The sequence below is a fragment of the Mycobacterium terramassiliense genome (genome assembly GCF_900157385.1).
In the GTDB taxonomy this organism is placed as follows: Bacteria; Actinomycetota; Actinomycetes; order Mycobacteriales; family Mycobacteriaceae; genus Mycobacterium; species Mycobacterium terramassiliense.
The window spans coordinates 199735-224185 of record NZ_LT717697.1; the positions used below are offsets into that span (position 1 = coordinate 199735).

29 protein-coding genes are annotated in these 24451 nt (G+C 66.5%); 15 read left to right on the forward strand and 14 right to left on the reverse strand.

What is annotated here, in order from left to right; all coding sequences use genetic code 11:
- The first annotated feature begins 2 nt into the window (after positions 1 to 2).
- The 3 genes from manT to mmpH are packed head-to-tail and all read left to right on the forward strand — an operon-like array spanning position 3 to position 3047.
- Positions 3 to 1232 (forward strand): MMP alpha-(1->4)-mannosyltransferase, encoded by a 1230-nt coding sequence (gene manT, locus MTAB308_RS01005; RefSeq protein ID WP_077097024.1) that lies wholly within the window; start codon positions 3 to 5, stop codon positions 1230 to 1232.
- Positions 1226 to 1984, forward strand: a complete 759-nt coding sequence (locus MTAB308_RS01010) for a class I SAM-dependent methyltransferase (protein WP_077097026.1) — start codon at positions 1226 to 1228, stop codon at positions 1982 to 1984. The genes manT and MTAB308_RS01010 overlap by 7 nt, the downstream gene beginning before the upstream one ends.
- On the forward strand, positions 1971 to 3047 hold the full coding sequence (mmpH, locus tag MTAB308_RS01015; RefSeq protein WP_077097028.1) for an MMP endo-(1,4)-3-O-methyl-alpha-D-mannosidase: 1077 nt from the start codon (positions 1971 to 1973) through the stop codon (positions 3045 to 3047). The genes MTAB308_RS01010 and mmpH overlap by 14 nt, the downstream gene beginning before the upstream one ends.
- On the opposite strand, the gene MTAB308_RS01020 is transcribed toward mmpH, so the two are convergent.
- Positions 3028 to 3720: a class I SAM-dependent methyltransferase gene (locus MTAB308_RS01020; RefSeq protein ID WP_077097031.1), complete on the reverse strand. Its 693-nt coding sequence runs from the start codon at positions 3718 to 3720 to the stop codon at positions 3028 to 3030. The genes mmpH and MTAB308_RS01020 overlap by 20 nt on opposite strands.
- Before the next feature lie 139 nt (positions 3721 to 3859).
- On the opposite strand from MTAB308_RS01020, the gene MTAB308_RS01025 reads away from it, so the two are divergent.
- Complete coding sequence (locus MTAB308_RS01025; protein ID WP_245831192.1) at positions 3860 to 4456, forward strand: cutinase family protein; 597 nt, start codon at positions 3860 to 3862, stop codon at positions 4454 to 4456.
- On the opposite strand, the gene MTAB308_RS01030 is transcribed toward MTAB308_RS01025, so the two are convergent.
- The gene (locus MTAB308_RS01030; RefSeq protein WP_077097032.1) at positions 4453 to 5412 is read right to left on the reverse strand and encodes a GAF and ANTAR domain-containing protein; all 960 of its coding nucleotides are present in this window, start codon (positions 5410 to 5412) and stop codon (positions 4453 to 4455) included. The genes MTAB308_RS01025 and MTAB308_RS01030 overlap by 4 nt on opposite strands.
- A gap of 729 nt (positions 5413 to 6141) precedes the next feature.
- On the opposite strand from MTAB308_RS01030, the gene MTAB308_RS01035 reads away from it, so the two are divergent.
- Together MTAB308_RS01035 and MTAB308_RS01040 are read left to right on the forward strand one after the other, a co-directional pair.
- On the forward strand, positions 6142 to 6441 hold the full coding sequence (locus MTAB308_RS01035) for a PE family protein (protein WP_077097034.1): 300 nt from the start codon (positions 6142 to 6144) through the stop codon (positions 6439 to 6441).
- A gap of 26 nt (positions 6442 to 6467) precedes the next feature.
- Positions 6468 to 7637 (forward strand): PPE family protein, encoded by a 1170-nt coding sequence (locus MTAB308_RS01040; RefSeq protein ID WP_077097036.1) that lies wholly within the window; start codon positions 6468 to 6470, stop codon positions 7635 to 7637.
- Positions 7638 to 7708: 71 nt separating this feature from the next.
- Here MTAB308_RS01040 and MTAB308_RS28785 read toward each other — a convergent pair whose 3' ends face one another.
- The 3 genes from MTAB308_RS28785 to MTAB308_RS01045 form a co-directional block, all read right to left on the reverse strand.
- Complete coding sequence (locus tag MTAB308_RS28785; protein ID WP_077097038.1) at positions 7709 to 7906, reverse strand: hypothetical protein; 198 nt, start codon at positions 7904 to 7906, stop codon at positions 7709 to 7711.
- Positions 7907 to 7941: 35 nt separating this feature from the next.
- Complete coding sequence (locus tag MTAB308_RS28790; protein WP_157900885.1) at positions 7942 to 8298, reverse strand: hypothetical protein; 357 nt, start codon at positions 8296 to 8298, stop codon at positions 7942 to 7944.
- Positions 8299 to 8839: 541 nt separating this feature from the next.
- A complete protein-coding gene (locus MTAB308_RS01045; protein WP_077097040.1) occupies positions 8840 to 9118 on the reverse strand; it encodes a hypothetical protein in 279 nt (92 codons plus the stop codon).
- A gap of 248 nt (positions 9119 to 9366) precedes the next feature.
- Here MTAB308_RS01045 and MTAB308_RS01050 point away from each other — a divergent pair, with 248 nt between their 5' ends.
- The 4 genes from MTAB308_RS01050 to MTAB308_RS01065 all read left to right on the forward strand — a co-directional run bounded on the left by MTAB308_RS01050 (position 9367) and on the right by MTAB308_RS01065 (position 13669).
- Positions 9367 to 11097 carry a metallophosphoesterase family protein gene (locus tag MTAB308_RS01050; protein ID WP_077097042.1) on the forward strand — a complete coding sequence of 577 codons (1731 nt, stop codon included), beginning with the start codon at positions 9367 to 9369 and terminating at the stop codon, positions 11095 to 11097.
- Positions 11094 to 11693, forward strand: a complete 600-nt coding sequence (locus tag MTAB308_RS01055) for a RelA/SpoT domain-containing protein (RefSeq protein WP_077097044.1) — start codon at positions 11094 to 11096, stop codon at positions 11691 to 11693. Before MTAB308_RS01050 ends, MTAB308_RS01055 begins: the two co-directional genes overlap by 4 nt.
- A gap of 755 nt (positions 11694 to 12448) precedes the next feature.
- A complete protein-coding gene (locus MTAB308_RS01060; protein ID WP_077097046.1) occupies positions 12449 to 12637 on the forward strand; it encodes a hypothetical protein in 189 nt (62 codons plus the stop codon).
- A 189-nt stretch (positions 12638 to 12826) separates the two neighbouring features.
- Positions 12827 to 13669, forward strand: coding sequence for a glycoside hydrolase family 16 protein (locus MTAB308_RS01065; RefSeq protein ID WP_077097048.1), 843 nt, complete (start codon positions 12827 to 12829; stop codon positions 13667 to 13669).
- Between the two features lie 13 nt (positions 13670 to 13682).
- On the opposite strand, the gene MTAB308_RS01070 is transcribed toward MTAB308_RS01065, so the two are convergent.
- The 3 genes from MTAB308_RS01070 to MTAB308_RS01080 are packed head-to-tail and all read right to left on the reverse strand — an operon-like array spanning position 13683 to position 16083.
- The gene (locus tag MTAB308_RS01070) at positions 13683 to 14516 is read right to left on the reverse strand and encodes a class I SAM-dependent methyltransferase (protein ID WP_173842099.1); all 834 of its coding nucleotides are present in this window, start codon (positions 14514 to 14516) and stop codon (positions 13683 to 13685) included.
- A gap of 8 nt (positions 14517 to 14524) precedes the next feature.
- Positions 14525 to 15370 carry a class I SAM-dependent methyltransferase gene (locus MTAB308_RS01075; protein ID WP_077097050.1) on the reverse strand — a complete coding sequence of 282 codons (846 nt, stop codon included), beginning with the start codon at positions 15368 to 15370 and terminating at the stop codon, positions 14525 to 14527.
- Positions 15371 to 15399: 29 nt separating this feature from the next.
- Entirely contained in the window at positions 15400 to 16083 is a 684-nt protein-coding gene (locus tag MTAB308_RS01080; protein ID WP_077097052.1) for a hypothetical protein, read from the reverse strand.
- A 52-nt stretch (positions 16084 to 16135) separates the two neighbouring features.
- Between MTAB308_RS01080 and MTAB308_RS01085 the strand changes: the two genes are divergently transcribed.
- Both MTAB308_RS01085 and MTAB308_RS01090 read left to right on the forward strand, forming a co-directional pair.
- The gene (locus MTAB308_RS01085; RefSeq protein WP_077097054.1) at positions 16136 to 17158 is read left to right on the forward strand and encodes an NADP-dependent oxidoreductase; all 1023 of its coding nucleotides are present in this window, start codon (positions 16136 to 16138) and stop codon (positions 17156 to 17158) included.
- Positions 17159 to 17262: 104 nt separating this feature from the next.
- Positions 17263 to 18735, forward strand: coding sequence for an amino acid permease (locus MTAB308_RS01090; RefSeq protein WP_077097056.1), 1473 nt, complete (start codon positions 17263 to 17265; stop codon positions 18733 to 18735).
- 25 nt (positions 18736 to 18760) lie between these two features.
- Here the strand turns inward: MTAB308_RS01090 and MTAB308_RS29535 are convergent, their stop codons facing one another.
- Entirely contained in the window at positions 18761 to 18901 is a 141-nt protein-coding gene (locus MTAB308_RS29535) for a limonene-1,2-epoxide hydrolase family protein (protein ID WP_245831178.1), read from the reverse strand.
- Positions 18902 to 19004: 103 nt separating this feature from the next.
- On the opposite strand from MTAB308_RS29535, the gene MTAB308_RS01100 reads away from it, so the two are divergent.
- Complete coding sequence (locus tag MTAB308_RS01100; protein WP_077097058.1) at positions 19005 to 19259, forward strand: hypothetical protein; 255 nt, start codon at positions 19005 to 19007, stop codon at positions 19257 to 19259.
- A 66-nt stretch (positions 19260 to 19325) separates the two neighbouring features.
- Here MTAB308_RS01100 and MTAB308_RS01105 read toward each other — a convergent pair whose 3' ends face one another.
- From MTAB308_RS01105 to MTAB308_RS01120, 4 genes are all read right to left on the reverse strand, one after another.
- Positions 19326 to 19736: a VOC family protein gene (locus MTAB308_RS01105; protein ID WP_077097060.1), complete on the reverse strand. Its 411-nt coding sequence runs from the start codon at positions 19734 to 19736 to the stop codon at positions 19326 to 19328.
- 4 nt (positions 19737 to 19740) lie between these two features.
- Positions 19741 to 20196 (reverse strand): helix-turn-helix transcriptional regulator, encoded by a 456-nt coding sequence (locus MTAB308_RS01110; protein WP_077097062.1) that lies wholly within the window; start codon positions 20194 to 20196, stop codon positions 19741 to 19743.
- A gap of 114 nt (positions 20197 to 20310) precedes the next feature.
- Positions 20311 to 21165, reverse strand: coding sequence for a lysophospholipid acyltransferase family protein (locus MTAB308_RS01115; RefSeq protein ID WP_077097064.1), 855 nt, complete (start codon positions 21163 to 21165; stop codon positions 20311 to 20313).
- The gene (locus tag MTAB308_RS01120) at positions 21158 to 21970 is read right to left on the reverse strand and encodes a class I SAM-dependent methyltransferase (RefSeq protein ID WP_077097066.1); all 813 of its coding nucleotides are present in this window, start codon (positions 21968 to 21970) and stop codon (positions 21158 to 21160) included. The genes MTAB308_RS01115 and MTAB308_RS01120 overlap by 8 nt, the downstream gene beginning before the upstream one ends.
- A gap of 80 nt (positions 21971 to 22050) precedes the next feature.
- Here MTAB308_RS01120 and MTAB308_RS01125 point away from each other — a divergent pair, with 80 nt between their 5' ends.
- Together MTAB308_RS01125 and MTAB308_RS01130 are read left to right on the forward strand one after the other, a co-directional pair.
- Complete coding sequence (locus MTAB308_RS01125; protein WP_077097068.1) at positions 22051 to 22632, forward strand: TetR/AcrR family transcriptional regulator; 582 nt, start codon at positions 22051 to 22053, stop codon at positions 22630 to 22632.
- 66 nt (positions 22633 to 22698) lie between these two features.
- Positions 22699 to 23520 carry an alpha/beta fold hydrolase gene (locus tag MTAB308_RS01130; protein WP_077097070.1) on the forward strand — a complete coding sequence of 274 codons (822 nt, stop codon included), beginning with the start codon at positions 22699 to 22701 and terminating at the stop codon, positions 23518 to 23520.
- Positions 23521 to 23534: 14 nt separating this feature from the next.
- Here MTAB308_RS01130 and MTAB308_RS01135 read toward each other — a convergent pair whose 3' ends face one another.
- The gene (locus MTAB308_RS01135; protein ID WP_077097072.1) at positions 23535 to 24437 is read right to left on the reverse strand and encodes an NAD-dependent epimerase/dehydratase family protein; all 903 of its coding nucleotides are present in this window, start codon (positions 24435 to 24437) and stop codon (positions 23535 to 23537) included.
- Positions 24438 to 24451: the final 14 nt, after the last annotated feature.

Below are 24451 nucleotides of genomic sequence, written 5' to 3' on the forward strand. Positions count from 1 at the left end.
GTATGCGAATTGCCCTGCTGTCCTATCGCAGTAAGGACCATTGCGGCGGACAGGGCGTCTACGTGCGCCACCTCAGCCGCGGCCTGGTCGACCTGGGCCACGACGTCGAGGTCTTCTCCGGCCAGCCCTATCCGGAGCTGCTCGATCCGCGGGTGCGGCTGACCAAGGTGCCCAGCCTGGACCTCTATCGCGAGCCCGACCCGTTTCGGGTGCCGCGTCCCAGCGAGATCCGCGACTCCATCGACCTGCTGGAACTCCTGACGGTGTGGACGGCGGGCTTTCCCGAACCGCGGACGTTCACCATGCGCGTCGCGAGGCTGCTGGCCGAACGGGCGGACGACTTCGACCTCGTGCACGACAACCAGAGCCTGGGCACCGGACTGCTGGCGATCGCCGACACGGGGCTTCCGGTGGTGGCCACCGTGCATCATCCCATCACCCGCGACCGGGTGCTCGACGTAGCGGCCGCGCGGTGGTGGCGAAAGCCGTTGGTGCACCGCTGGTATGGCTTTTCCAAGATGCAGGAACAGGTGGCGCGCCGGATCCCCGACTTGTTGACGGTCTCGTCGTCGTCGGCCGCGGACATCGTCGCCGATTTCGGCGTCTCCCCGGAACAACTGCACGTCGTGCCGTTGGGGGTGAACACCGAACTGTTCCAGCCGAGTTCGCGGCCGCGGCAACCGGGCCGGGTCATCGCAATCGCCAGCGCCGACACCCCGCTGAAGGGCGTCCGCACGTTGCTGCACGCGATCGCCAAGTTGCGCACGCGGCGCGACCTCGAGTTGCGGCTCGTCGCCAAGGTGGAACCCAACGGCCCCACCCACAAACTCATCGCCGAACTCGGAATCTCCGACATCGTCCACATCACCAGCGGGCTTTCCGACGAGGCGCTCGCCGCGCTGTTCGCCTCGGCCGAGGTCGCCTGCATTCCGTCGCTCTACGAAGGGTTTTCGCTGCCCGCGGTGGAAGCCATGGCCAGTGGAACACCGATCGTGGCGAGCCGGGTGGGCGCGCTGCCCGAGGTGCTGGGCACCGACGGCGCCTGCGCCGAGCTGGTGCCGCCCGCCGACGTCGACGCCCTGACCCGCGCGCTCGGAGACGTCCTGGACTCGCCGGAGAAGCGCCGCACCATGGGCAAGGCGGGCCGCGACCGCGCGATCAGCGTGTTCAGCTGGGAGGCGGTGGCCGCGCAAACCGTGCGGGTCTACGAGCGGGCGATCGCCCGATGCTGACCGTCGATTTCGACCGCCTCGCTATCGGGCCGTCCACGAAGGTGATCGACGTCGGTTGCGGGGCGGGCCGGCACGCGTTCGAAGCCTATCGGCGCGGCGCCGACGTGGTCGCCTTCGACCGCGACGGGTCCGAATTGCGTTCCGTCGAAACCATTCTGCGTGCGATGGCCGAAACCGGAGAGGCGCCGGCGGCGGCGTCGGCGAAGGTCGTCCTCGGCGACGCGCTGAGCCTGCCCTACGCCGACGAGACGTTCGACTGCGTCATCGCCTCGGAAATCCTCGAACATGTCCCCCAGGACGACGCCGCGATCGCCGAACTGGTCAGGGTCCTCAAAGTCGGTGGCACGCTGGCGGTCAGCGTGCCACGCTGGCTTCCCGAGCGGGTCTGCTGGCTGCTTTCCGACGAATACCACGCCAACGAGGGTGGCCACGTGCGCATCTACAAGGCGAGCGAGCTGCGAGGAAAGATCGTCGGTGGCGGCATGGAGCTGACGCATACCCATCACGCGCACGCGCTGCACTCGCCGTTCTGGTGGCTGAAATGTGCTGTCGGTGTGTCGAACCCCGACCATCCCGCGGTGGCCGCCTACCACAAGCTGCTGGTGTGGGACCTGATGCGACGGCCCAAGGTCACGCAGCTGGCCGAATCGCTGCTCAACCCGCTCGTCGGCAAGAGCGTGGCGATGTATTTCACCAAGTCGCGACCTACGGAAAGCGAAGCGGCCCCGGGGTATTCAGTTGCATCGGGGTAACGCGCCGGCCGTTCCGGGTGTTCTCACACCCGAACAATGCCGCCAGACCGCGCTGTCAATAGCCGCCGCCCAGGAGCCGTCGGGCGCCATCCCCTGGTTCGAGGGTGGGCATACCGACCCGTGGGATCACGTGGAATGCGCGATGGCGCTGACGGCCGCCGGGCTGCTGGAGCCGGCGCGGGCCGCGTTCGACTGGAGTCGCCGCACGCAGCGGACCGACGGCTCCTGGCCCATGCAGACCCGCGCCGGGGTCATCGAAGACCACAACAGCGACAGCAACTTCTGCGCATACATCGCCACCGGGATATGGCACCACGTGCTGATCACCGGCGACGAGTCCTTCGCCGCCCGGATGTGGCCGTTGGTACACAAGGCGATCGATTTCGTGATCGACCTACAGTTCGGCTACGGCGAGATTGCTTGGGCCCGAGGCGAAGACGGGCCCTTGCCCGAAGCCCTGCTGACCGGATGCGCCAGCGTGTTCCACAGCATCCGCTGCGCGCTGGCGCTAGCGGTGCTGGTCTGTGAACCGCAACCGGAGTGGGAACTGGCGCTGGGGCGCCTGGGCCACGCGATCGCCGCGCATCCGGAGGCGTTCACCGAAAAGGACCGCTACTCGATGGACTGGTACTACCCGATCCTCGGCGGGGCGCTGCGCGGCCCGGCGGCCGCCGCGCGAATCAGGGAGCGCTGGGACGACTTCGTGGTCGGCGATCTCGGCATTCGCTGCGTCGGCGACCGGCCGTGGGTGACCGGCGCCGAAACCTGCGAACTGGTGATGGCCCTGGATGCCATCGGCCACCGGACCGCCGCGCAGCGGCAGTTCGCCGCGATGCAGCACCTGCGCGAAGAGGACGGGTCCTATTGGACGGGCCTGGTTTTCGCCGACGGGAAGCGCTGGCCCGAGGAGCGCACCACCTGGACCGGCGCGGCGATGATCCTGGCGGCCGACGCCTTGTCGGACACCACGGCAGGCGCCGGCATTTTCCGCGGCGATGGACTGCCGATGGGGCTGCAGACGGACTGCGACTGCGAATGTGTGGCTACCGGTCCGGGCTGGTGACCCCGCCCTGGCCGATGGCGGCACCCGCCTGCCCGCCGGTGCGTTCGAGCACCCGCAGCGACCCGGTGGCCGATACTTCGCGGAACTGACCGGAATCCGTCGCGCGGCAATAGAGGTAGTAGGGCGGGCGACCGCCGTCGCGCGGGTCCGGGAACACGTCATGGATGAGCAGCGCCCCGCCAACCTCCACCCACTTCGCCCAGCCGTCGAAATCCTCGGTCGCGGCCTTTTCGGAGTGGCCGCCGTCGATGAACAAGAACTGCAGCGGTGTTCGCCAGCCGCGGGCGACCACCGGTGATTTGCCCACGACGGCGACGACGTGCTCGTCGAGCCCGGCGGCGTCGAGCGTGCGACGGAAGGTGGGCAGCGTGTCGAAAAGCCCGGTGACGTCATCGACCATCGTGGCGTCGTGGTACTCCCAGCCCGGTTGGTGTTCCTCGGAGCCGTGGTGATGGTCGATCGTGTAAAGCACGCTGGCGGTTTGTTGCGCCGCCGCGCCCAGCAACAGGGTGGATTTGCCGCAGTAGGTGCCGATCTCGACGCCGACGCCGCCCCTGAGGTACCGCAGCGCGGCGTCGTGGAGCGCGCGTCCCTCGTCGGGCGGCATGAAGCCCTGCACCCGCTCGGCCATCGCAAACAGGCGCTCGGTTGGACTGACGTCGGCGCGGCTCATGAGCCGAACCTATCTGGCCCCTTCACGCCTCCGGCCAGCGGGATCGTCGCGATCGCTTTACGATCATGCTGTGCGCGTGTCTGCCCGCAAATGGGTTGATGCCGGCCTGGCGGTGGTCGTGATCGCGGCCGGGCTGACGATGCTGCCCTCCGCGACGCCGACGGCAGCCGCGGCGAACTGTCCGCCGGTCCAGGTCGTCTTCGCCCGCGGCCGATATGAGTCCCCCGGGGTGGGCGCGCTCGGCAACGCGTTCATCAGCTCGCTGCGGTCCAAAGTGTCGAAGAACATCGGCGTCTACGCCGTGAATTACCCCGCCGACACGCAGATCGACATCGGCGCCAACGACATGAGCCATCACATCCAGGACATGGTCAACAATTGCCCGAACACCCGCCTGGTGCTGGGCGGCTACTCGCTGGGCGCGGCGGTCACCGACGTGGTGCTGGCGGCGCCCATCAGCGCGTTCGGCTTCGACAGCCCCCTGCCGCCGGGCATCGACGAGCACATCGCCGCCGTCGCGCTGTTCGGCAACGGAAGCCAGTGGGTCGGTCCGATCACGAACTTCAACCCGACCTACAACGACAGGACCATCGAGCTGTGCCACGGCGCGGATCCCATCTGCAACCCGGCAGACCCGAACACCTGGAAAGAAAACTGGCCGCAACACCTGGCCAGCGCGTACATCGATGCGGGCATGGCCAACCAGGCCGCCGACTTCGTCGCGGGCAAACTCTAGCCGATCAGTTGGGCGGCCAGCTCCTCCAGTACGACGCCGCGCTGGGCGGCGAGCGACGCAAGCACCGCCTCGGCATGACTCGGTTCGACGCCGTAGCGGTCGGAGAGCAGCCGGGCGGCGGCGGCGATGGTGACCGCCGGCTCGACACGGTCCGCGGCCCGGCGGGCGCCGGCGCGCTTGGCTTGGGCGGCCGCGGCCTGATGAACCTCGCCGACAATCGCGGGCAGCACCGCGGCGTCGTACCACTGCAGCCAGCGACCGCATTGGTTGGCCAGCATCCTCACGTGGTGTAGGTCGGCCTCGTCCGGAACGGCGTCGCGCTCACGCCGATGGGTCGAGACGATGCCCCGGACCTTCCCGTCGGCGTCGACGATCGGGGTCGACACGCACGACCGGACCTCGTGCGCCCGCAGGATTTCCCGGGCGGATTCGCTGAACAACGGCGAGCTGTCCACGTCGGCGACCACCACTTGTCGGGCATCGTCAAACGCGTGCCCGCACGCAGTCCCTGGTTCGTCCAGGTAGCTGAAGGCATCGACAAAGTCCTGGCCGAAGCCGCGCTTGCCTTCGATTTGCAGCCCGCCGTGCACCGGGTCACGGAGCTGAACGGTCCCCCGCTCCGCGCCGCAGCGGGTAACGGCGGCACGCATCAGCTGCACCAGCACCTCGCTGCGGTTCGAGCACGCGCGGCCCCCGATCGTGAACGGCAAGGGCGGCGGTGGCGCGGCGGGGCCCGATCGCCCGTCGCTGCTGGGCGACAGCAATTCGGCGGCCACGGCGCGCAGCTTCACATTGCGACGCTGAGAGACGTCCCGCAACACTTCGAAGGCGACCCGCTCATCCAGGCCGTGCCTCTGCTCAAGCGCCGTGATGGCGAGGTGAATGGTGGTTCGCGACAGCCTGGCGCCCAGGGAAAGGGTCGCTGCAGTGGGTGCGTCGCCGGCAGTCAGAGCCATCGGGTCCCCCTCGCTCCGCGTGGAGCGCGCCAAAGAACGTGGTGGACCGACTGCTTGATCAACCCCTCGAACTGGCTGGGACCATACACCATGGTCACCATGTCGTTGGTGACATTTCCGGTTCCGGGTGCCAGGGCAGCCCCGGGCATGCCCTTCCCTGCGACAAACGGGCCACCAACGTCATGCCGAATTCATAAACTCCTTTAGACATCCACGCTTAATTCATAGAAATAATATCTTCAAACCGAAATTAATTCCGTCTCGCTATTAAGGGGCCCAAACTTCACGTCGAATTCACATATTCTGCCGCGGCGAACCTTCCGCTGGCAATGGCGACGGCGGCGACGCGGCTGGCAATGCCCGTTACGGCCGATCGACGGGGCGGCAGCCTGCTCTCGGTCGCGGTCGCGCGGGGCCTCCCGACGGGCCCGAACGCCCTTTCTTTGAGCAAAAGAGCAGCTAGAGCGCCGAGCTTTGGGGGCCGGCGGCGCGCGGCGGCCGCCGGATCCGCATCGGCCCCCAAGCCGCTGGTGCGACGCCCACCCGTGCCAGCAGCAAAGCCGATTAGGGCGCCGAGGCTTTGGCGCAAAATTGCGGGCGGGAGTAAAAATCAGCGTGAATATTCGGCAAAAGCAAAGATCAGGCATTTATGCGACAGGAGTCGCGTCGGCAACCGTCGACGCCCGGTTTATGTTCGACCCAGTCCACTGTTCCCGGAAGGAAAATCCATTGTCTTTCGTAAACGCATATCCGGCGGCGCTCGCGGCCGCCGCCGGCAACCTGCAGTCGGTCGGCGCTGCGTTGAACTCCGGAACCGACGCTGCCGCAGCGCCCACGACCGGGGTTGTTCCCGCCGCGGCCGACGAGGTTTCGCTGCTGACGGCCGCACAGTTCGCCGCCCATGGCGCGCGGTTCCAGGAACTGAGTGCGCGCGCGGCCAGGATTCAGGCGGCCCTGGCGGCGACCCTGGCGACGAGTGCGGCGTCATACGCGGCCACCGAGGCGGCGAACGCGGCATCGGCCGGCTGAGCGGCCAGGGACTTAGGAGAAAGACGATGGTCGACTACGGGTCGTTGCCGCCGGAGATCAACTCGGCGCGCATCTATGCGGGCCCCGGGGTGGGTTCGTTGGTCGCCGCCGAGGTGGCGTGGGCCGGCCTGGCCGGCGATTTGGACCTGGCCGCGGCGGGTCATCGGTCGGTGATCTCCGGCCTGACCAGCGGTCCCTGGCTGGGCCCGTCGTCGGCGTCGCTGGTAGCGGCCGCCACACCGTTCGTGGCGTGGTTGCACGGCAGTGCCGAACAGGCCGCCCAAGCCGCAAGCCAGGCGGGCGCCGCCGCGGCCGCTTACGAGGCGGCATTCGCCGCGACCGTCCCCCCGCCGGTAGTCGCGGCCAACCGGGTTCTGCTGGCGGAATTGATCGCAACCAACCTGCTCGGGCAGAACACCCCGGCGATCGCGGCCACCGAGGCGGAGTACTTCGAATTTTGGGCTCAGGATGCCGGCGCGATGTATGGCTATGCGGCGTCCGCGGCGGCGGCGTCGCGGTTGGGCGAATTCGGGGAGCCGGCCGAGGTGGTGGACCCGATCGGGTTGGTCGACCAGGCCATCGCCGTCTTCAAGGCGGAAAACGACGTCGTGCAGCGGAGCGCCGCCAATCTGGCCTCCGTCGTCAACCCCAGGGTTTCCGACATCCTGAAAACTCTGTCCGCACCGCTGCAGGCCAAGCCGATCGACGACTGGATCGTGGCGAACACCCCGCTCGATGACGTAGTGACCCTGTTCGGCAAGTATCTCTCGCCGTACGTCTCGTCACTGGCGGCGATGATTCAGTCGACGCAGTCTTTCGGGCAGGTCAGCAACGGTATTACGGCGATGACCAGTTTCGCGAAGGGATTGGCCCCGGCGGCCAAGGCGCTAGAGGGCGCGGCGTCGGCCGCGGGGACGGGCACGGCCAATGCCGCCTCGAATGCCGGGGGCGTCGCGGCGGGCCTGGGGCGCGCGCTTCCGCTGGGGTCGTTGTCGGTGCCGCCGAGCTGGGCGCCGGTGAACGCCATCACCAATCCCGCGGTGGGAGCGCTGACCAATGCGGTGGCCCCGGCGGAAGGCATGAATGCCCTTCCGATGGCCCCCTTCGGGCAGCCAGGCGGGAACCGATACGGGCGCATTCTTCCCACCTACGGTTTCAAGCCCGCGGTGATGGCAAAGCCGCCGGCCGCCGGATAGAAAAATGGCTGCCCGGAAATGGCCCGAGCGAATTAGTTATCGCGCCGAGATATCTTCTGAGCCAGCCGAATTCAGGCGGGGGTGTCGGTGCTCGAATACAGCTTGAAGTCGCGGGTGACCTGGCCGCCCGACGCGGCGGCGTGCCGACGGGCCGAAAAAGACGGATGGCGGCGCATCGCCGCGTGGCGCTCTCGTTCAAGGCGGCGAGCAGCAAGCCACGCCGGATGAGAGTGAAGGAAAATAACCGTCGCCCCCGGTGCATCCGCCACGATTCCAACTCCTCCCGAGCAACTGCCAAAAGCTATCAACAGCGGTTATCGGTTCGTGATTCCAGAATGCCCTGCCAATCCTGAGACCAAACCACACGCCAAGGTGAGAATTGGCCATGAATTTCTTCCTGGGGCTTTAGCTCCGTTAGCTGTTCAAGCGGCGCGAAAACCCCCTGGTCAGCGGTTTCGGGCCGTTCAAGCAGTTCGAGCTGGCTCAGCAGTTTTGCGGACGCGCTGCGGACGCTCAAAACCACGACCACCACATCCACCACCTCCGGAAAGGAACCAGCCAGCCGTGACCATAACGGAGACCACCGACAAGCACCTGGCGCATAGCACGGCTCGGCAAGCCGGGCAGATACGACCACCCGGCTGCCGCTGGTGGTGATCATCACCGTGCTCCTGGTGTTGCTGGTCGCCTGGGCGCACCACGGAGCCTGCGAAATTGCTGAGGTTGGTTGGGTTCGGCACCAACGGCGGCGCCGCTGTCAAACCCTTTTCCGTTCCACCTACGGCGGAGGTCGCACCCGCCCAGTTCGCAGATTGCTGCCGGGCGCGTTCAGGGGCCCAGCGGGGTTTGCGATGAAAGGCCAGCAACCGTGTACTCGCAGACGCGACCCGGAGTTTCATGGTTAGTCGACTCAAGCGGAAATGCCGTGTGAAGTGCGGCACCAGCTAAACGGCGATGTTCTCACCTGGCTTGCGGGCGCAGACACCACTCTCCTATGCGCTCGGTGTTGCCGGGTGCCGTATGTGGAACTCCTCAGGGGATTGATCGAGTGCGCGGCGCTCGCCGGTGACGTGCTGCATCGCGTCGGCGGGCTGGACGATGGCCTGCGCGTAGTTGACTCTGGCGCCGATGGCTCTTACGTCGCGCCGATGTCCGGCTTGAACGCGGACAAATCGCTCGGCTTCAAGTCTGAGGGAAGCCGGTCATCGACTTCTCCACCGCTGCATTTTGGGCATCGTCAGTCGGCCCGATACCCCGACCCGCACCACACTGGCGCAGGCGCGGACCGTGTCGGTCTCCAGCGCCGCCGCCAGCATCCTGCGGGCGCCATCACGCACGATCTCATCGAACAATGAACGACCCGAACCGCTGTCCTTGTCGTTGGCCGATTCCGCGTCGTGCAGTACCGTGAGCAAGGGCTTACCTTCCGAACCCGCGCGCCAACGCCGGTCTTGATCGAATACCTGATTCGTGATGATCATCCTCGCGAAGGTGCGCCCATTCCTACGCCTCGCCGAGGCACATCCACAGATTCTGATCATTGCTCTCAACGCGCGTCATCAGCGCTCCTGGTCAGAACGACCCACCTAAAATACAAACGATTGCCCCGAAAACGACCACGTAAGAGACTTCCGAAACCCTGTGACGCAATCAAGCTGAACAGTTAGGCTTCGCATCACGTGGTGAGCCGCTAAGCGCGGCCGAGGCATGGGTCAGATATGAGGGAAAAATGGCTCTTTCCATCCTCCATCTAACAGACATTCACACGGGTCCTGGTGAGTTGCGGGACGAAGACTTGAAGGACAAAGTTCCGGAAGCGGAACGCAAGTCCATGCTGGCCCGGCTCTCGACCTACCTACGCGAACTGCCCTCAGTTCCGGACTATGTGATCGTGTCAGGCGACATCACAATCCGCGGGAACCCGGAAGGCATGAACGCGTTCCATTCGTGGCTCAACGACAGGATCGACGAGCATGTCCTCCCGAATAAGAGTCACATACTCGTAGTGCCGGGCAACCATGACGTCAAGTGGAAGGTGCACGAAAGCCCTGGCTGGCACCGAGAGCGGTATGCGGCCTTTGCACAAGCCTTCATCTACGCCTTCCCGCATGCCCATATTCCAGACCATGACCCCGCCCTGAATGCCGCCAAGGTGAAACTAAACGTCAAAGGACCACTTGGGGGCATCAAGGCGTCGCTAGATGCAAACGGCTCACCGCGTCTGACGTCCAGCGAACCCTTCATCCTCGACCTCGAACGAGATCTCCTTCTGTTCGCGTTCAACTCGACCCTTTCCTGCGGCGTCTACCTAGAAAACGACCCAGCATTGTCAGCGCCGTTGGCCACACTTCGCGGACTGTACAAACCACCCGACCCGTCGGCAGGGCTGCTTAAGGAAATCGAGGAGAACTACGCCAACTCTCTGCTGGTCGACGCGGGCCGCATCGGCGAAGACCAGCTGAATTATTTCGCTGCCTTAATGAAACGGCTAGAGCAAAAACTCGGCGAATCCGGGTTTGGGAACCTGACAAAGATAGCCGTGCTACATCACCATGTCGGGCATCTATGGCGCCAACAGCTTGAGTTAAAGCGCTTCGAGTCTGTCATCGATGCCGCGGACTTAAAGCACCACCTCATCACCTACGGTTTCCAGTTCGTGTTACACGGGCACAAACACCAGAATCACGTCGGGCTTGACGGCACAGTCATCCCTATCGGGCAGAACCCTGCCCTCACCCCATTGTGCGTTGTGTCCGGCGGCACGATCTCCGGCTATCCGCGAACCGGTGACAAGCAGTCATTCAAGGTGCTCAACCTCGCCGAGGAACGTGGTCCCCGCGGCAACGCCACCATCGCAGAAGTGCCACTGTTGCAGGACGCGGCTCCAAAGAACGTCATGCTCAACGAGTCCCGACATTATCAGGTGACGCTAGCTAGCCCAGTCGCTGAGGTGCACGACTTCAAGCGGGTTAAGGAGCAGTTGGACGACGTCGTGCGGACAAAGTGTGCGCCAGAACTCGAACCTGGGAAGTGGTCAGTCTCGTGGGGCGACTGTGCCACGCTTCCGCCCGGCGACCCCGAACTTGTCGGCCCGCAGACGTCGTATCGGCTGAACCGTATCGTCGAGACCAAGGCCGAGAGGCTTTTCTTCGACGTGATCCTTGCAACCGCTCGGCTGCGCTTTCGCCAGCGCGCCCGGGTTTACTGGCTGTTGACGGACGTCAAGAACCTGCCCCTAAAGCCCGACGGGCTGAAAAATAAGGTGATCCTGTTGATCGGTAACCTCGGAGGTACGGCGCTAGCCCAGACGACGGATCATGAGGAAATCGACAAAAGCATCACAAAGCTGCGTGAGTGGTTCGCGCCCGCGATCGATGCCAACTGGCTGGACGTCAGGGCTCACCACTTCACAGCCGAGGAAATTGCCGCGATAGTCGCGACGGGCTCAAACGCGGGATGAACGCGATCACATTCTCGCCCGAGGTGATCGCGCAGGCGCAGCGCTTCGCTGACAATGCAGTCGCCGAGATGCGTGACCGACTGACAGCGCTCTTCCCCGTCGCCGTCGATCACAGTCACGGCGTCAGCACACGTATCAAGACCCGGGAGTCCCTCGTTCGCAAGCAGTCCAACACACGCCCGGATAGATCACAGGACGCGCTGAACGATGTAATCGGGATGAGGCTCATCGTTACGCACCAAGGGCTGCTGAAGGAGGTTAGCTGCCTGCTACCTGGCTGGGCTGCCGACTGGGAACTGGTACAGGTGAAACGTGACGACCGCTTCGAGCAGCCCGATGAATCGGGTTACCGTGCACTGCACTTCGACTATCGGCCTCTACCGGACAACGCCTGGAAGCTGCCCACCGAGATGGGCGTCGAACTTCAGATCACGACATGGCTCATGCGCCTGCACGCGAACGCCTCCCGGGAATTGGCCTACCCCACCTACCAGGCGAACACGCGAACGCTGAAGACTCTCAGGGAGATGGCCGCCCGACTGCACCAACTCGACGAGGAGATCGAACGCGACTTCACGATGATCACCGCAAACTAACGGCGACCGCCCCGAACTAGGCCGGGATGGTGTACGGGGTTATTTCTGAGGCAAACTAGTCCGGCTCACTGATTATCAGGCGACAGCAATTTGCGAAGTAAAATCCGCAGCGTACAAGGACGACGTGGACTCGGCTCGCGGCGGTCTGGAACTTGCGCGACGAGTCGGCGTCACGGCTTTTGGGGATGGCTCACGCTAGGCGGCCTCTGACGCATGCTTCGCCTCCCTAAGAGGGCGTGACCCCCCGCGTCGGTCCGCGCCCCCTGTCTGATGGGGCATTTTTGGCCACGAAATGCGCTTTGCGGTCTAAATACCACGCTGACCTGCGTAAGCGCTGGAGCGATACTGGGATTGATTCAGGCTCAAACGCCTCATGCGGCCTGGCGCTTTTCGCGATGCCGAACATGTCTCAAATCAGACGAGTTTCGAGAGTCTCAATAGTCACTCGCAGGTTTCAGTGGTCCGCGTTTCTGACTGCCAGCCGGGGCCTCGGGGGCGCACCATCGCCGGTAACGGCTTCACGCCGGGCGTCCGGCCGCCGGGCGATTGCGCGATCCTCGGGTGGCTGCCCAGCACCGCACCGACAAGGGCTCGCTGACGGTTGAAGACCTAGAGACACGGACATCGCCGCGGCGGTAGTCGGCGTCTGCGCGAAAAAGGCACTGCCGATTCGGCTTTAGAGCGCGAAGCTGGATCAGGCGGGTGCGGGGGTGCCCTCGCCCTCGCCGTCGCTGACGGTGAGGAGCTGCCCGCCGTTGGGATTCAACATCAAGACGGTGCAGGCCCGGCTGCGGCACGCCGACGCCACCACCACCCTGAACACCTACGCGAAGCTGTGGCCGAAAGCCGACGAGAAAACCAGGGCGAGAGTGGCCAAAGTCTTCAAAGAACGGATGACTGCGGACACTCCTGCGGACGGACTGCGGACGGAAGGGGCCTCGTGAGACATTCACCGCAGGTCAGCGGCTTAACCAGCCCGGGAATCCGAATTGGCCATGAATTTCGGCGTAATCCAAAACCACTACCTGCCGTCGTCCGATCGCGTCCGGCGGCGAACCACACGGTAACGACGGCCACCGACAAGATTTCCCGTTTCGCGCCCGGACGGCGCCGGCTGCTATCGTGCGTTGCTTATGCCAGAGATCGACCGCCGCCGCGCGATGCTGACGGCCGGGATCGGAGTGCTGGCAGCCGCGCTGCCGCTTCCCAAGGCCCAGGCCTACCCGCCCCGACCGGGATCGCCCGTGACCCCACCGCCCGCCGCGCCCAGTGGCCAGGCCGGGAACTACATCTTCCAGGACGAATTCGACGGCCCGGCCGGTTCGGCCCCCGACGCGTCGAAATGGTCAGTGGCGAAAGCCCGCGAGACGATCAAGGACCCGACATATTGGGAGCAGCCCGACCACATCGGGCAGTATCGCGACGATCGCCGCAACGTATTCCTCGACGGCAACTCCAACCTGGTGCTGCGCGCCGCCAAGGATGGACCCACCTACTACAGCGGCAAGGTGCAAAGCCTGTGGCGCGGCGGCGTGGGCCACACGTGGGAGGCCCGGATCAAGCTCAACTGCCTGACCGCCGGCGCTTGGCCCGCCTACTGGCTGGGTAACGAGGATCAGGGCGAAATCGACGTCATGGAGTGGTACGGCAACGGCAACTGGCCCTCGGCCACCACCGTGCACGCCAAAGCGAACGGCGGCGAATGGAAGACCCACAACATCGCCGTGGACAGCGCCTGGCACACCTGGCGCACCCAATGGGACGACGCCGGGATCCGGTTCTGGAAGGACTACACCGACGGGGCGCAGCCCTACTTCGACGTACCGGCGAGTTCCCTACCGGATTGGCCGTTCAACCGGCCCGGTTACACCGTTTTCCCGGTCTTCAACCTCGCGGTCGCCGGTTCCGGCGGCGGTGACCCCGGGCCGGGGACCTATCCCGCCGACATGCTCATCGACTGGATACGCGTCTGGTAGGGCGCGCTGCGGCTCAGCCGAATTCAAGCAGGGTGTACGCCCCGCGGAACGGCTTCGTGGGACCGAAATGCCAGAACGCGGGGAACAGGGTCCCGAAAAACAAGCCCCGACCTTTCGGCATCGAGATGTCGTGCACCGCTCGAACGCCGGGCATGGTGTTCGCCAGATCCGCCAGTTGACCGGCCGACAGGCTGAACGGCATCGGCGGCACCCGGTAGCGGCGGGACGACGGCAGCCCCCTCGGAGCCAGCTTCTTGACGAAGATCGGCGGCAGATCGAAGAACATCTGGCCGCCGGGAAACCGTGCGGCGCATGCTGCGATCAGTCCCATCGCCTCGTGCGGTTGCAGGTACATCAACAGGCCCTCGGCGGTGATGAATACACCGTTGCTGGTGTCGACCTTGGGCATCCAGCTGTAATCGAGAGCCGACTGCGCCAGGTGGGTGATCCGTGGGGAGTGCGGCAACAGGCGCTGTCGAAGTTGTATGACGGGTGGCAGATCTACTGATAGCCAATGGAACTGCGCTCGTGGCAGTGCGCTGTTCAAACGCCAGAAGCTCGTTTGGAAGCCTTCCGCGAGTGCGACGACCGTTGCCTCGGGATGGTTGGTGAGGTACCCGATCGCGCACCGGTCGACGGCCAGTGAGCGCAACGCCATCTCCTGGCCTTCGCGACCGAATTTCTCGAAGTCGAAGTCGATTGACTCGACAAGCCTGACGGCCATTGGGTCCTCGATGATCGGGTGTGGGCGGCGCGCCTGATCGGCCCTGCCATAGAGGGTCAACAGTGCGGTCTCCGAAACGCCCGTCAGCAGCCTGGCGTCCACCTTGTCGTTGGCTCGACTCATCGACGCTGTCAGTGCGTAAGAAGCGCGGTCGCGCTCCAGACCCTGCCGCCGGGGTGACGCGGGTCCGGCTGGGGCAGCCAGGTCATCGGCCGCATCCACAGCGGCAAGCGATGGAACCGATGGGCGGCGACGTAGAGCGCTTGTACCTCGACCGTGCGCCAGCCGAGGTCCTCGAAAAAGGCCAAGCCGTTCTCGGGCGCGAACTTGAACGGCGCGTTCTGCAGCATGCCGGCCATCTTCTTGTTCATCATCCTCTTCAGGCCGGGGCCCGCGAAATCGAGCATCCACCAGGCGATTTCGGGTCGCGTGAACGCCGCCGACAGCGCGACGACGTCGCTGGCTTCCAGGTACATCAACAGGCCTTCGGTCAGCACCAGCGCTTTACCGGCGCCGGCGAGTGCCTCATCGAGGAACGCGGCTCGGGCCGACGCGTCGGCCAGATCGACGGCGGTCCGCGTCAGGCGGCATCGCGGAGTCTGGTCGGCCAGCAGCTGCGTCTTTTCCTCGAGCAACTTCGGCAGATCCGCCTCGACCCAGGTCAGGTCGGCCGGCAGCTCCAAACGGTACGGCCGGGTATCCAGGCCGGCGGCCAGGTTCAGCACCCGGTCACAGCCGGCGGCGATCGCTTCGGCGATGGCGTCGTCGATGATCTTGGTGCGCGCGACGAGCCACCAGCCGTTGCGGGTCGACCGCGGCACGTTGGCTACGATTTCGCGGCCGTGTTCGCCCGCGAGGCGCTCGGCGAGTGGGTCGCTGAAAAGCGCGTCGGGACGGGCCGATTCGGTCGCCCGATGCAACGCCGTCCAACGGGCCGTATCCGAGACGTGGGTGATGGTGTGTCTGGGGGCTGACATACGTGCGTTATAGCAGGACCCGCGCCAGGCTATTGACCGGCCTTGCCTCCGGCGAACCACGCTCCCATCACCGTCCGGGTCTGGGGCGGCGGGAGGGCGGCGTCGGGGCTGCCGAGCTGACCGACCTTGACCGTCCACGCCGGCGACGAGCGGTCGATGCAACTTCCGGCGCCCTGGCTGGGCAGCCACAGCACCGCGGGATTGGAGCCGCCGTGGGGGCCGCACCCGTAGACGCCGACGTATCCGTCGGCCCGCCCACCCCAGGCGCCGCCGTTGCGGAACAGGCAATGGGTGCCGTCGTCGAGGGTCAGCGCGAACGGGTCCGGGGTCGCGGTCGGCTGCACGGGCGGGAGCGGACCGTCATAGGTCACCCGGTGCATGCTCTTATCCCAGGGATTGTCCACGCACAACAGCGATCCGGGCGTGGACGGCCAACAGGTGCCGGCACCGGCCGCGGTTGGCGAACAGTAATAGACGTTGTCGGCCACCGCCGACGGCGACGGCGTCGTGCAGTCGCTGGCCTGGCCGACGTTGCCCGGTCCGGACGCCACCTGGTAGCCGTTGATCGGTTGGCCGTCGGGCCCGACGGCCACGACGGTGATCTGCTGGGTGGGCGGCGGGTCCGCGGCGGCCGACCCGGCCGGCGACAGGGCCGCCGTCAACGCTGTCAGCGTGGCGATGGGGACAACGACGATTCGCGACATCACGTTCACCGCGCAAAACCTTTCGCTCGGCGGTCCGTTTGTTGAAGGGTACGGTGCGCATATGTCCGATAGAAACCGCCGTTTTCTGCTCCGCGAACGCCCCACCGGCCGCATCGGCCCGGGCACCTTCGAACTGAGCGAGGAGGCGGTGCCAGAGATCGGCGACGATGAGGCGCTGGTGCGCGTCGACTGGATATCGCTCGACCCGACGAACCGCATGTGGATCAACGACACGCCGACATACCTGCCGCCGGTGGGCATCGGCGAGGTGATGCGCGCGGCCGGCCTGGGCCAGGTCGTCGCGTCGAAGAATCCCAATTTTGCGGTCGGTCAGACCGTGCAGGGCCTGCTGGGCTGGCAGGAGTACGCGGTCGTCTCCCCCGCGGCGTTCGTGATGCCCGTCGACGTCGCCGCGGGCATTTCGCCGAGCGCCTACCTGGGCGCGCTGGGTTCGACCGGGCTGACCGCGTGGGTCGGCATCCGCGACATCGGCACGCCGAAGGAAGGCGAGACGGTCGTGGTCTCGGCGGCGGCGGGCGCCGTCGGGTCGGTCGCCGGGCAGCTCGCCAAGGCCGCCGGCGCGCGGGTCGTCGGGATCGCCGGCGGACCCGAGAAGTGTGCGCTGCTCACCGAGCAGCTCGGCTTCGACGCGGCCGTCGACCACCGCGCCGGTGACTGGGCCGCCCAGCTCGCCGCCGCGACCCCCAACGGCATCGACGTCGACTTCGAGAACGTCGGCGGCGACATCATGGATGCCGTCTTCGCGCGGCTGAACATCGGCGCCCGCGTCGCGCTCTGCGGCCTGATCTCCGGCTACAACTCCGCCGATCCGGCGCCGGGACCGCGCGCGTTCGGAAATCTGCTCATCCAGCGCGCGACGGTGCAGGGGTTCATCGTCCTCGACCACCTCGGCCGCGCGCCGGAGGCGAACGCCGAGATCGCGGGCCTGATCGCCGAGGGCAAGCTCACGCCGCTCGAGACGGTCGTCGAGGGCTTCGAGCAGCTGCCCACGGCGATCAACATGCTGTTCGACGGCAAGAACGTCGGCAAGCTCGTGGTCAAGGTCGGCGATCACCCGGCGTAGATACAACGGCCGTCGTCACCCGCGGTGCGGGGAAATGAGGAAACATGTGGTGTCCGCGCCCAGCGCGGGACAGCAACGGTTCCTAACTGACGAGGACCTCGCCCATGGCAAACGATGTCGCCGGTCCCGATGACGCCGATGCCGTCCCGCAGTTGCGCCGAGGTCTTGCCAACCGGCATATCCAGTTGATCGCGATCGGCGGCGCGATCGGCACCGGCCTGTTCATGGGTTCGGGGCGGACGATCTCGCACGCCGGGCCGGCGGTCCTGGTGGTGTACGGGATCATCGGCTTCTTCGTGTTCTTCGTGCTGCGCGCGATGGGCGAGCTGCTGTTGTCGAACCTGAAGTACAAGTCATTCGTCGATTTCGCCGCCGATCTATTGGGCCCCGCGGCAGGCTTTTTCATCGGATGGTCGTACTGGTTCGCCTGGGTCGTCACCGCGATCGCGGAGATCGTTGCGATCACCGGGTATGCGAAATTCTGGTGGCCGGGTCTGCCGGGGTGGCTGCCGGCCGTGGTCACCGTCGGACTGATCCTGCTGTTCAATCTGTTCAACGTGCGCCATTTCGGGGAGATCGAGTTCTGGTTCGCGTTGATCAAGGTCGCCGCGATCCTGTGCTTCATCGTCGTCGGCGCCGTCCTCGTCGCGACGAATTTCATTTCGCCGCAAGGCAATCCCGCGACTCTTGCGAACCTCTGGAATGACGGCGGTTTCTTCGCGACGGGGTTCATGGGCGTGGTCGGCGGGTTTCAGATCGCGTTCTTCGCCTTCGTGGGCGTCGAACTCGTCGGCACGGCGGCGGCCGAGACGGCCGATCCGCGCCGCACCCTCCCCCGGGCCATCAACGCCGTTCCGCTGCGCGTGGCGATCTTCTACATCGGCGCGCTCCTGGCGATCCTCACCGTCATCCCCTGGCGGCGGCTACCCAGCGGCGAGTCCCCGTTCGTGACGATGTTCTCGCTGGCCGGGCTCGCCGCCGCGGCGTCCGTCGTCAACTTCGTCGTGACCACCGCGGCCGCGTCCTCGGCCAACTCCGGCCTATTCTCCACCGGCCGCATGCTTTTCGGTCTGGCCGACGAGGGCAGCGCCCCGGCCCCCTTCCGCCGGCTGAACCGGGGCGGGGTGCCGGCGCTCGCGCTGTTGCTCACCGCTTCGCTGCTGTTGACGTCCATCCCGCTGCTCTACGTCGGCGGTTCCGTGATGAACGCTTTTACGCTCGTGACAACCATCGCGTCGCTGCTGTTCATGTTCGTGTGGGCGATGATCATCGTCAGCTACCTCGTCTACCGCCGCCGTGACGCCGCGCGCCATGCCGCGTCGTCCTACAAGATGCCGGGCGGCGTGGCGATGTGCTGGGCCGTGCTGGTCTTCTTCGTGTTCGTGATCTGGACGTTGTGCACCGAGCGGGAGACCGCGATCGCCCTGGGCTGGTTTCCGCTGTGGTTCGGGGTCCTGGCGGCCGGTTGGCTGACGGTGCGGCGCCGGCCCGGACGCAGCGAGCGGTATCGGCGGTTCCGGACGGGGATGAATCACGCGGTCGAAGACGACACCGAGACGACGACCGTCGCCCCCTGATCGGCGCCTGCCGACCGCCGTGACGTTACGACACGCCCTTGGGCACGTCGAAGTGGTTGCGCCAGGCCGCGATCTTGTCGCCGCTAATTTCGAAGGCTCCCCTGACACGGGCACGGATCGGCCTGCCGTCGTACACAACGTGGTCGACGCGCTCGGTGGGGACCACACATCCCGCAGATTTTCTTGGGATCGGTAGCCAATCGGGCGCTCTGTACTTAGCGCAACGACGACGGCAACCCGGCGGCGCCACGCGAAAGGAATTCAGACAAATGAAGCTCGTACCCGCCAGCATCGAAGAGCAGATCAACCGCGTCGACCGGCAGCGCAGCCTGTACATCGGGATCGCCACCGGCCTGGTTGCGGCCTGGAGCCTGATCCGGCTGATCTGGGTGCTCTACCTCGGGTTGACGTTCGGCTGGTTCTTCGGGGCCATGGCGTTCCAGGTGGTGCTGTGGGCCGTGGTCGGCGCCGTCGCGGGGATCGCGAGCATCGGCTTCCTCACCCGTTACTCCAAGGGGAGTTGAACCGGCCCGCTGGAAGTGGAAAGTCCCGAATCCGCTTGGGATTCGGGACTTTTCCCGTTGCCGGGCTCAGCGCAGTTGCTGAATGCGGAGCAGGTTGCCCGCCGGGTCGCGCACGGCGCAGTCGCGAAGCCCGTAGGGCTGTTCGGTTGGTTCCTGGACGATTTCGGCGTCGGCGGCCTGCAGGTGCTCGAAGGCCCCGTCCAGGTCGTTGGTGGCCAGCAGCAGCATCGCGTAGGTGCCCTTGGCCATCATCTCGGCGATGGTGCGGCGCTCCTGGTCGGTGATGCCGGGGTTGGCGGCCGGCGGGTTCAACACGATGGACGTGCCGGGCTGACCCGGGGGGCCGACCGTGATCCAGCGCATCTTGCCCTGTCCGACGTCGAGGCGGACCTCGAAGCCGAGGGTGTCGCGATAGAAGGCCAGGGAGGCTTCCGGGTCGTCGTGCGGGAGGAAGCTCGAGTGAATCGTGATGTCCATGGCGTCAGGCTAGGTGCGGCCCGCGGACCCGCGCTTCTCGATTCCTGATCGGTCTGGTCACCTGCTTGGCGACGCACGGCGGTATGCCGGCCGTCGCGTCGCTCGCCTGGCGCCGATAGGCGCTGGGGGGCATGCCGACCAGTTCGGTGAACCGCGTGCTGAACGTGCCCAGCGATGAGCAGCCGACCGCGAAACAGACCTCGGTGACGGTGAGGTCGCCGCGGCGCAGCAGCGCCATCGCCCGCTCGATGCGCCGCGTCATCAGGTACGAATAGGGCGATTCGCCGTAGGCGCGCCGGAATTCTCGGCTGAGATGCCCGGCGGACATGTGCACCCCGCGGGCGAGCGCCTCGACGTCCAGGGGCCGCGCGTAGTCCCGGTCGATCCGGTCGCGGACGCGGCGCAGCAGCGCCAGGTCACGCAGTCGCTGTTCGGCCGAGCCGGCGGTCACTTCGGCCATGTTGCCACCGGCCCTGCGAGCCGCGAAACATTAACTGTTGCGAGCCCCGTCGGCGTGTCTTCGCAACTGGTTATGTGTCGCGGAAGCGAGCGCCGCGCGGGGCAATCGACGCCCCTAGGGGGTGGCCGCGCCGCGCCACGCCAGCGGGTTGAGGTTGCGATACGGGTCGGCGGCGCGCAGCGCCCGCAGGTCGGCCAGGATCTTTTCCAGCGCTCGTTGCGTTTGGTCCTTGACGGCCTCGACCCACTGCTGCTCGCTGACACCCAGCGGTCTGCTGGTATCGATCGGCGCGCCGAAGCGGAGGTACATGCGTTGCGGGCGTGGAATCAGGGTCGGACCGATCCCCCGCAGCAACGGCATCGCCATGTCCGATCGCCCGTTCAGCCTGCGGCCCAACGCCTCGCTGAACTTTCCGTACGCGCCGTCGCGGGCAGTCCAGCTGCGGTAGACGTCGTCGCCGCCGACGAGACCGGCCGGCACGATCGGGTAGCCGTTTTCCACCGAGAGCCGCGCGAACCCCGCGCGTCCCCGCCAGCGCAGGGTGTACTCCTCGCCTTTGAACTTCGCGATCTCGCGGCCGCCCCCGGGGAACACCAGGATGGTTTGGTCGTCGCGCATGAGTTGCCGCGCGGTCTCCGGTGCGCCGACCACCGCGCCGAACGCCTCGACCAGGTCGGCGGGCAGCCCACGCATCCGCCCAAAACCGCGTTCCGCGAGCGGACGCACCCGGGTACGGATCGCGCGCCGTACCGAATCGGAGATCAGGAAGACCTCGGAGCCGAACTGGGTGTGGTTGCCCACCAACAGGAACCGTCCGTCGCCGGGGAGGTTTTCCAGGCCGTCAACGTAGGGTCGGGAAACCGCGAGGACCGGATGCAGCCGGTCGCTCACCCTGTCGAGCAGCCGGCGCAGTGTCTGCACCCGCGCGCTGGGCTCCGTGAGGCCGGCCAGGGCCGCGTTGTCAGCCACGGTCGTCGACCCCCAAACGGGAGAACACGACGGTGAGCGAAGGCGGGCCGAGCCGCGTTGGGCTGGAAAGCAATTCGACGTTCATCTGTGGATCGGCTGCGCGGCCAAGAGCCTTCAGCGCCGAGGGACTGTAGGCGCGCAGGGCGCTGATGAACCCGTCGTGCAGCCCCGGCCAGTTCCATGAGCATCGCAGCAGGACCAGGTTGATCGGCAGCGCCATCACCGGGAACAGCATCATGGCCAACGGGCTCTGCCGTTTGAGGTCGATGACGAGGAAGCGCTTGCCCACCCGGGTGGCCTCCGCGATGGCACGGCTGGCGACCGCCGGCGGCAGGTGATGGAACGCCAGCGCGAACACCACCAGGTCGTAGCTGTCGTCGGCGGCGTCGATCGCCGTCGCGTCGATCACTCGCGTGCGCGCCCGCGGGTGCTTCCCAAGCTCCCCCGCGGCGATGTTGGCCACGGAGGTCGGATCCAGGTCGCTGACCGTGACGGTGGCGGTCGGATGGAGCCGCAGGATCTGCGCCGAGAGCTTTCCATGCCCGGCACCGATCTCCAGGATGCGCGGATTCGGTATGCCGGCGACGACGTCGAGCGCGGTGCGCGCGTACTTCTCGTGCTGCTTGGTCAGCGTGCCGATCCGGTCGAGCATCCCGATCACCCGCTGCTTGACGTCGTCGGGCACGTCGTCGCGATCCAGGTATTCCAGCGCAAATGTCTGGAATCGGCGGTCCAGCCACGACGCAGCGGGGCCGCCCCTGGGCATCGTGGCTACGTCTTCGTACAGCACATCGGTTGTGGCCATCACGGCCTCCTTCGTCGTCGTCAGCGCGTTGTTGGTACCACCATAACAAACGAACCAGTTCGTCTGTCTATGATATTCCCGTGAGGACCAAGACCGAGCTGCGCGGCGAGATACTCGCGGCCGCCCGCGCCGAGTTCGCGCAGTACGGCCTGGCCGGAGCGCGCATCGACCGCATCGCTCGCGCCGCCAGTGCCAGCAAGGAGCGGCTGTACGCGCACTTCGGCGACAAGGAGGCCCTCTTTCGGGACGTGGTCGCCACCGACGGCGCCGAGTTCTTCCACGCCGTCGAATTGCGCCCCGACGCGGTGCCCGAGTTCGTCGGCGGCGTCTTCGACCTGGCGCAGCGGCGCCCCGAACACCTGCGGATGATCACCTGGGCCCAGCTGGAAGGCTTTCCGCTCGACAAGCCGGAGTTCGACGGAGAGCATCCACCCGAAAAGGCCCTCGCCGCACTGGAACAGGCGCAAGCCGACGGCCACGTCGACCCCGCTTGGGAACCGCAGCAGCTGCTGGTGCTCCTGTTCGCGATCGGACTGGCCTGGGCGCATTGGCCGGACCCGGCCGCCGCGACCACGGACGCGAACGTCGTCGCCCGCCGCCGCGCCGCGGCCGTCGAGGCGGCGACCCGGATCGTCGAACCGGTCGAGCGGGTCGGGGCATAAGATCCGAAGGCGAACGGCGCTTTCACTTTCGGCGGCGATGCCCGCCGGCGCGTAGTGTCCCAAGCCATGGTCGATGAGATCCGTTTCGTCGAAGCCAACGGGTTGCGATTCGCCTATCTGGAGGACGGCTCGGGGCCGCTCGTCTTGTTGCTGCACGGGTTCCCGGACACCGCGCACACCTGGGACGATCTTCGCCCGCGCCTCGCCGCCCGCGGCTTCCGCGCGGTGAGCCCGTTCATGCGCGGCTACCACCCCAGCGCGATTCCCGACCGGGATGCCGATCAGGAGACGTTGGCGCGCGATCCGCTCGCGCTGATCGAAGCGCTCGGCGCCGACGATGCCGTCGTGATCGGGCACGACTGGGGAGCCTCGGCCGCGTACGGCGCCGCCGCGCTCGGACCGGATCGAGTGAAAAAGCTGTTCGTCGTCGGCATTCCGCATCCGGCGGCGCTCAAGCCGACGCTGAAAAAGCTCTGGGGCGTTCGCCACTTCGCGGCGTACAAATTGCCGGGGGCGGCAAACCGCTTCGCGCGCAACGACTTCGCGGCGCTACCCGCCATTTGCCGGCGCTGGTCCCCGACGTGGAACCCCGGCCCGGAGGAGTTCGACGCGGTCCGCGTCAGCTTCGCGAACCCGGCCAGCCTGAACGCTGCGTTCGGCTACTACCGAAAGCTCTCGCCCATCCCCAGCCCGTCGCTGAAGGCGAAGATCACGGTGCCGACGGTCGTCTTCGCCGGGCTGGACGACCCGATCGCCGAGCCATCCGACTACCGGGGCGCCGCGCGGATGTTCGCGAACGAGTACGTCGTCGAGGAAGTCCCCGGCGGTCACTTCATGCACCGGGAGCACCCCGAGGCGTTCGCCGAGCGGCTCTTCGCTCATCTGTGACCCCGGCGTTGTCCCTACGCGCCGACCAGCTCGGGGTGGAATTTGGCCGCCATGCGCCGCAACCCGTCCTGCCAGTCGACCGTCGTGCCGCCGATGAGCTCGTGCATCCGCTCCCCGTCGGTGGGGTTGCCCCGCAACGCGTGCTGGCTTTCCTCGAACACCGGCTCCTTGCCGACAAGCGAACCGAGGTAGCCGCACCATTCCTGGAGGCTGACGACCTGGTCGCCGCACCAGTTGACGGTGGTCGCCGGGACCGAGGCCGCCTCGAGCAGCTTGGGCACGGTGGCGATGATGTCGTCCTCGTGGATCGGGTTGTAGCGGGCCGGTCCGCCGGGCGGGACGGGGATCGGGATGCCGGCCAGCATCATCTCCATGTGGTAGTACGGCCAGCCGCCGTTGTCGCCGTAGGGCACGTTGAGGCGGGCGATGGTCGTGGGCACGTCGAGGATGCGCGCCATCGCCCGTGCCACCACCTCCCCGGCGATCTTGGAGATCGAATAGGTGGGGAACAGGAACTTGTGGTTGTCGCCGAGGGCGGCTTGCTCGGTCCGGGGTTCGTCGTCGGGCGGGTCGTAGACGGCCGCCGAGGAGCAGTGCAGGAAGGCCTTCGCCCCGCGGCAGTGGGCCATCAGCAGGCCGACCGACTCCGCGTTGGCGCCGAGGTCCTTGTCCCAATGTCCGCTCTTGGCGACCGCCAGGTTGAGCACGTAGTCGAAGTCATCCGGGACGCCGGTGAAGTCCCCGGCCGCCAGGTCGACGGTCTGACACCGAATCCCGGCTTTTTCGAGGCCTTCTCGTGCGGCGGGGTTGCTGAAACGGGCGATGCCCCACACTTCGTTTTCGGGCGCCAGCGCCAAAGCGATGGGGGTGGCGAGTTGACCGGTCGGGCCGGTGATCAAGATCTTTGAGCCGCGCATCCGCTGATAGTAGG

Excerpts from the sequence above, each read along its gene's own strand:
- MTAB308_RS01120 (WP_077097066.1), bottom strand. The coding sequence starts at position 21,970 with ATGGCCACAACCGATGTGCTGTACGAAGACGTAGCCACGATGCCCAGG.
- MTAB308_RS28790 (WP_157900885.1), bottom strand. The coding sequence starts at position 8,298 with ATGATCACCACCAGCGGCAGCCGGGTGGTCGTATCTGCCCGGCTTGCC.
- MTAB308_RS01025 (WP_245831192.1), top strand. The coding sequence starts at position 3,860 with ATGCTGCCCTCCGCGACGCCGACGGCAGCCGCGGCGAACTGTCCGCCG.
- MTAB308_RS01100 (WP_077097058.1), top strand. The coding sequence starts at position 19,005 with ATGAAGCTCGTACCCGCCAGCATCGAAGAGCAGATCAACCGCGTCGAC.
- MTAB308_RS01130 (WP_077097070.1), top strand. The coding sequence starts at position 22,699 with ATGGTCGATGAGATCCGTTTCGTCGAAGCCAACGGGTTGCGATTCGCC.
- manT (WP_077097024.1), top strand. The coding sequence starts at position 3 with ATGCGAATTGCCCTGCTGTCCTATCGCAGTAAGGACCATTGCGGCGGA.
- MTAB308_RS01010 (WP_077097026.1), top strand. The coding sequence starts at position 1,226 with ATGCTGACCGTCGATTTCGACCGCCTCGCTATCGGGCCGTCCACGAAG.
- MTAB308_RS01105 (WP_077097060.1), bottom strand. The coding sequence starts at position 19,736 with ATGGACATCACGATTCACTCGAGCTTCCTCCCGCACGACGACCCGGAA.
- MTAB308_RS01110 (WP_077097062.1), bottom strand. The coding sequence starts at position 20,196 with ATGGCCGAAGTGACCGCCGGCTCGGCCGAACAGCGACTGCGTGACCTG.
- MTAB308_RS01070 (WP_173842099.1), bottom strand. The coding sequence starts at position 14,516 with ATGAGTCGAGCCAACGACAAGGTGGACGCCAGGCTGCTGACGGGCGTT.
- MTAB308_RS01045 (WP_077097040.1), bottom strand. The coding sequence starts at position 9,118 with ATGATCATCACGAATCAGGTATTCGATCAAGACCGGCGTTGGCGCGCG.
- MTAB308_RS01050 (WP_077097042.1), top strand. The coding sequence starts at position 9,367 with ATGGCTCTTTCCATCCTCCATCTAACAGACATTCACACGGGTCCTGGT.
- MTAB308_RS01055 (WP_077097044.1), top strand. The coding sequence starts at position 11,094 with ATGAACGCGATCACATTCTCGCCCGAGGTGATCGCGCAGGCGCAGCGC.
- MTAB308_RS01020 (WP_077097031.1), bottom strand. The coding sequence starts at position 3,720 with ATGAGCCGCGCCGACGTCAGTCCAACCGAGCGCCTGTTTGCGATGGCC.
- MTAB308_RS01040 (WP_077097036.1), top strand. The coding sequence starts at position 6,468 with ATGGTCGACTACGGGTCGTTGCCGCCGGAGATCAACTCGGCGCGCATC.
- MTAB308_RS01085 (WP_077097054.1), top strand. The coding sequence starts at position 16,136 with ATGTCCGATAGAAACCGCCGTTTTCTGCTCCGCGAACGCCCCACCGGC.
- MTAB308_RS01075 (WP_077097050.1), bottom strand. The coding sequence starts at position 15,370 with ATGTCAGCCCCCAGACACACCATCACCCACGTCTCGGATACGGCCCGT.
- MTAB308_RS01135 (WP_077097072.1), bottom strand. The coding sequence starts at position 24,437 with ATGCGCGGCTCAAAGATCTTGATCACCGGCCCGACCGGTCAACTCGCC.
- MTAB308_RS01065 (WP_077097048.1), top strand. The coding sequence starts at position 12,827 with ATGCCAGAGATCGACCGCCGCCGCGCGATGCTGACGGCCGGGATCGGA.
- MTAB308_RS01090 (WP_077097056.1), top strand. The coding sequence starts at position 17,263 with ATGGCAAACGATGTCGCCGGTCCCGATGACGCCGATGCCGTCCCGCAG.
- MTAB308_RS01030 (WP_077097032.1), bottom strand. The coding sequence starts at position 5,412 with ATGGCTCTGACTGCCGGCGACGCACCCACTGCAGCGACCCTTTCCCTG.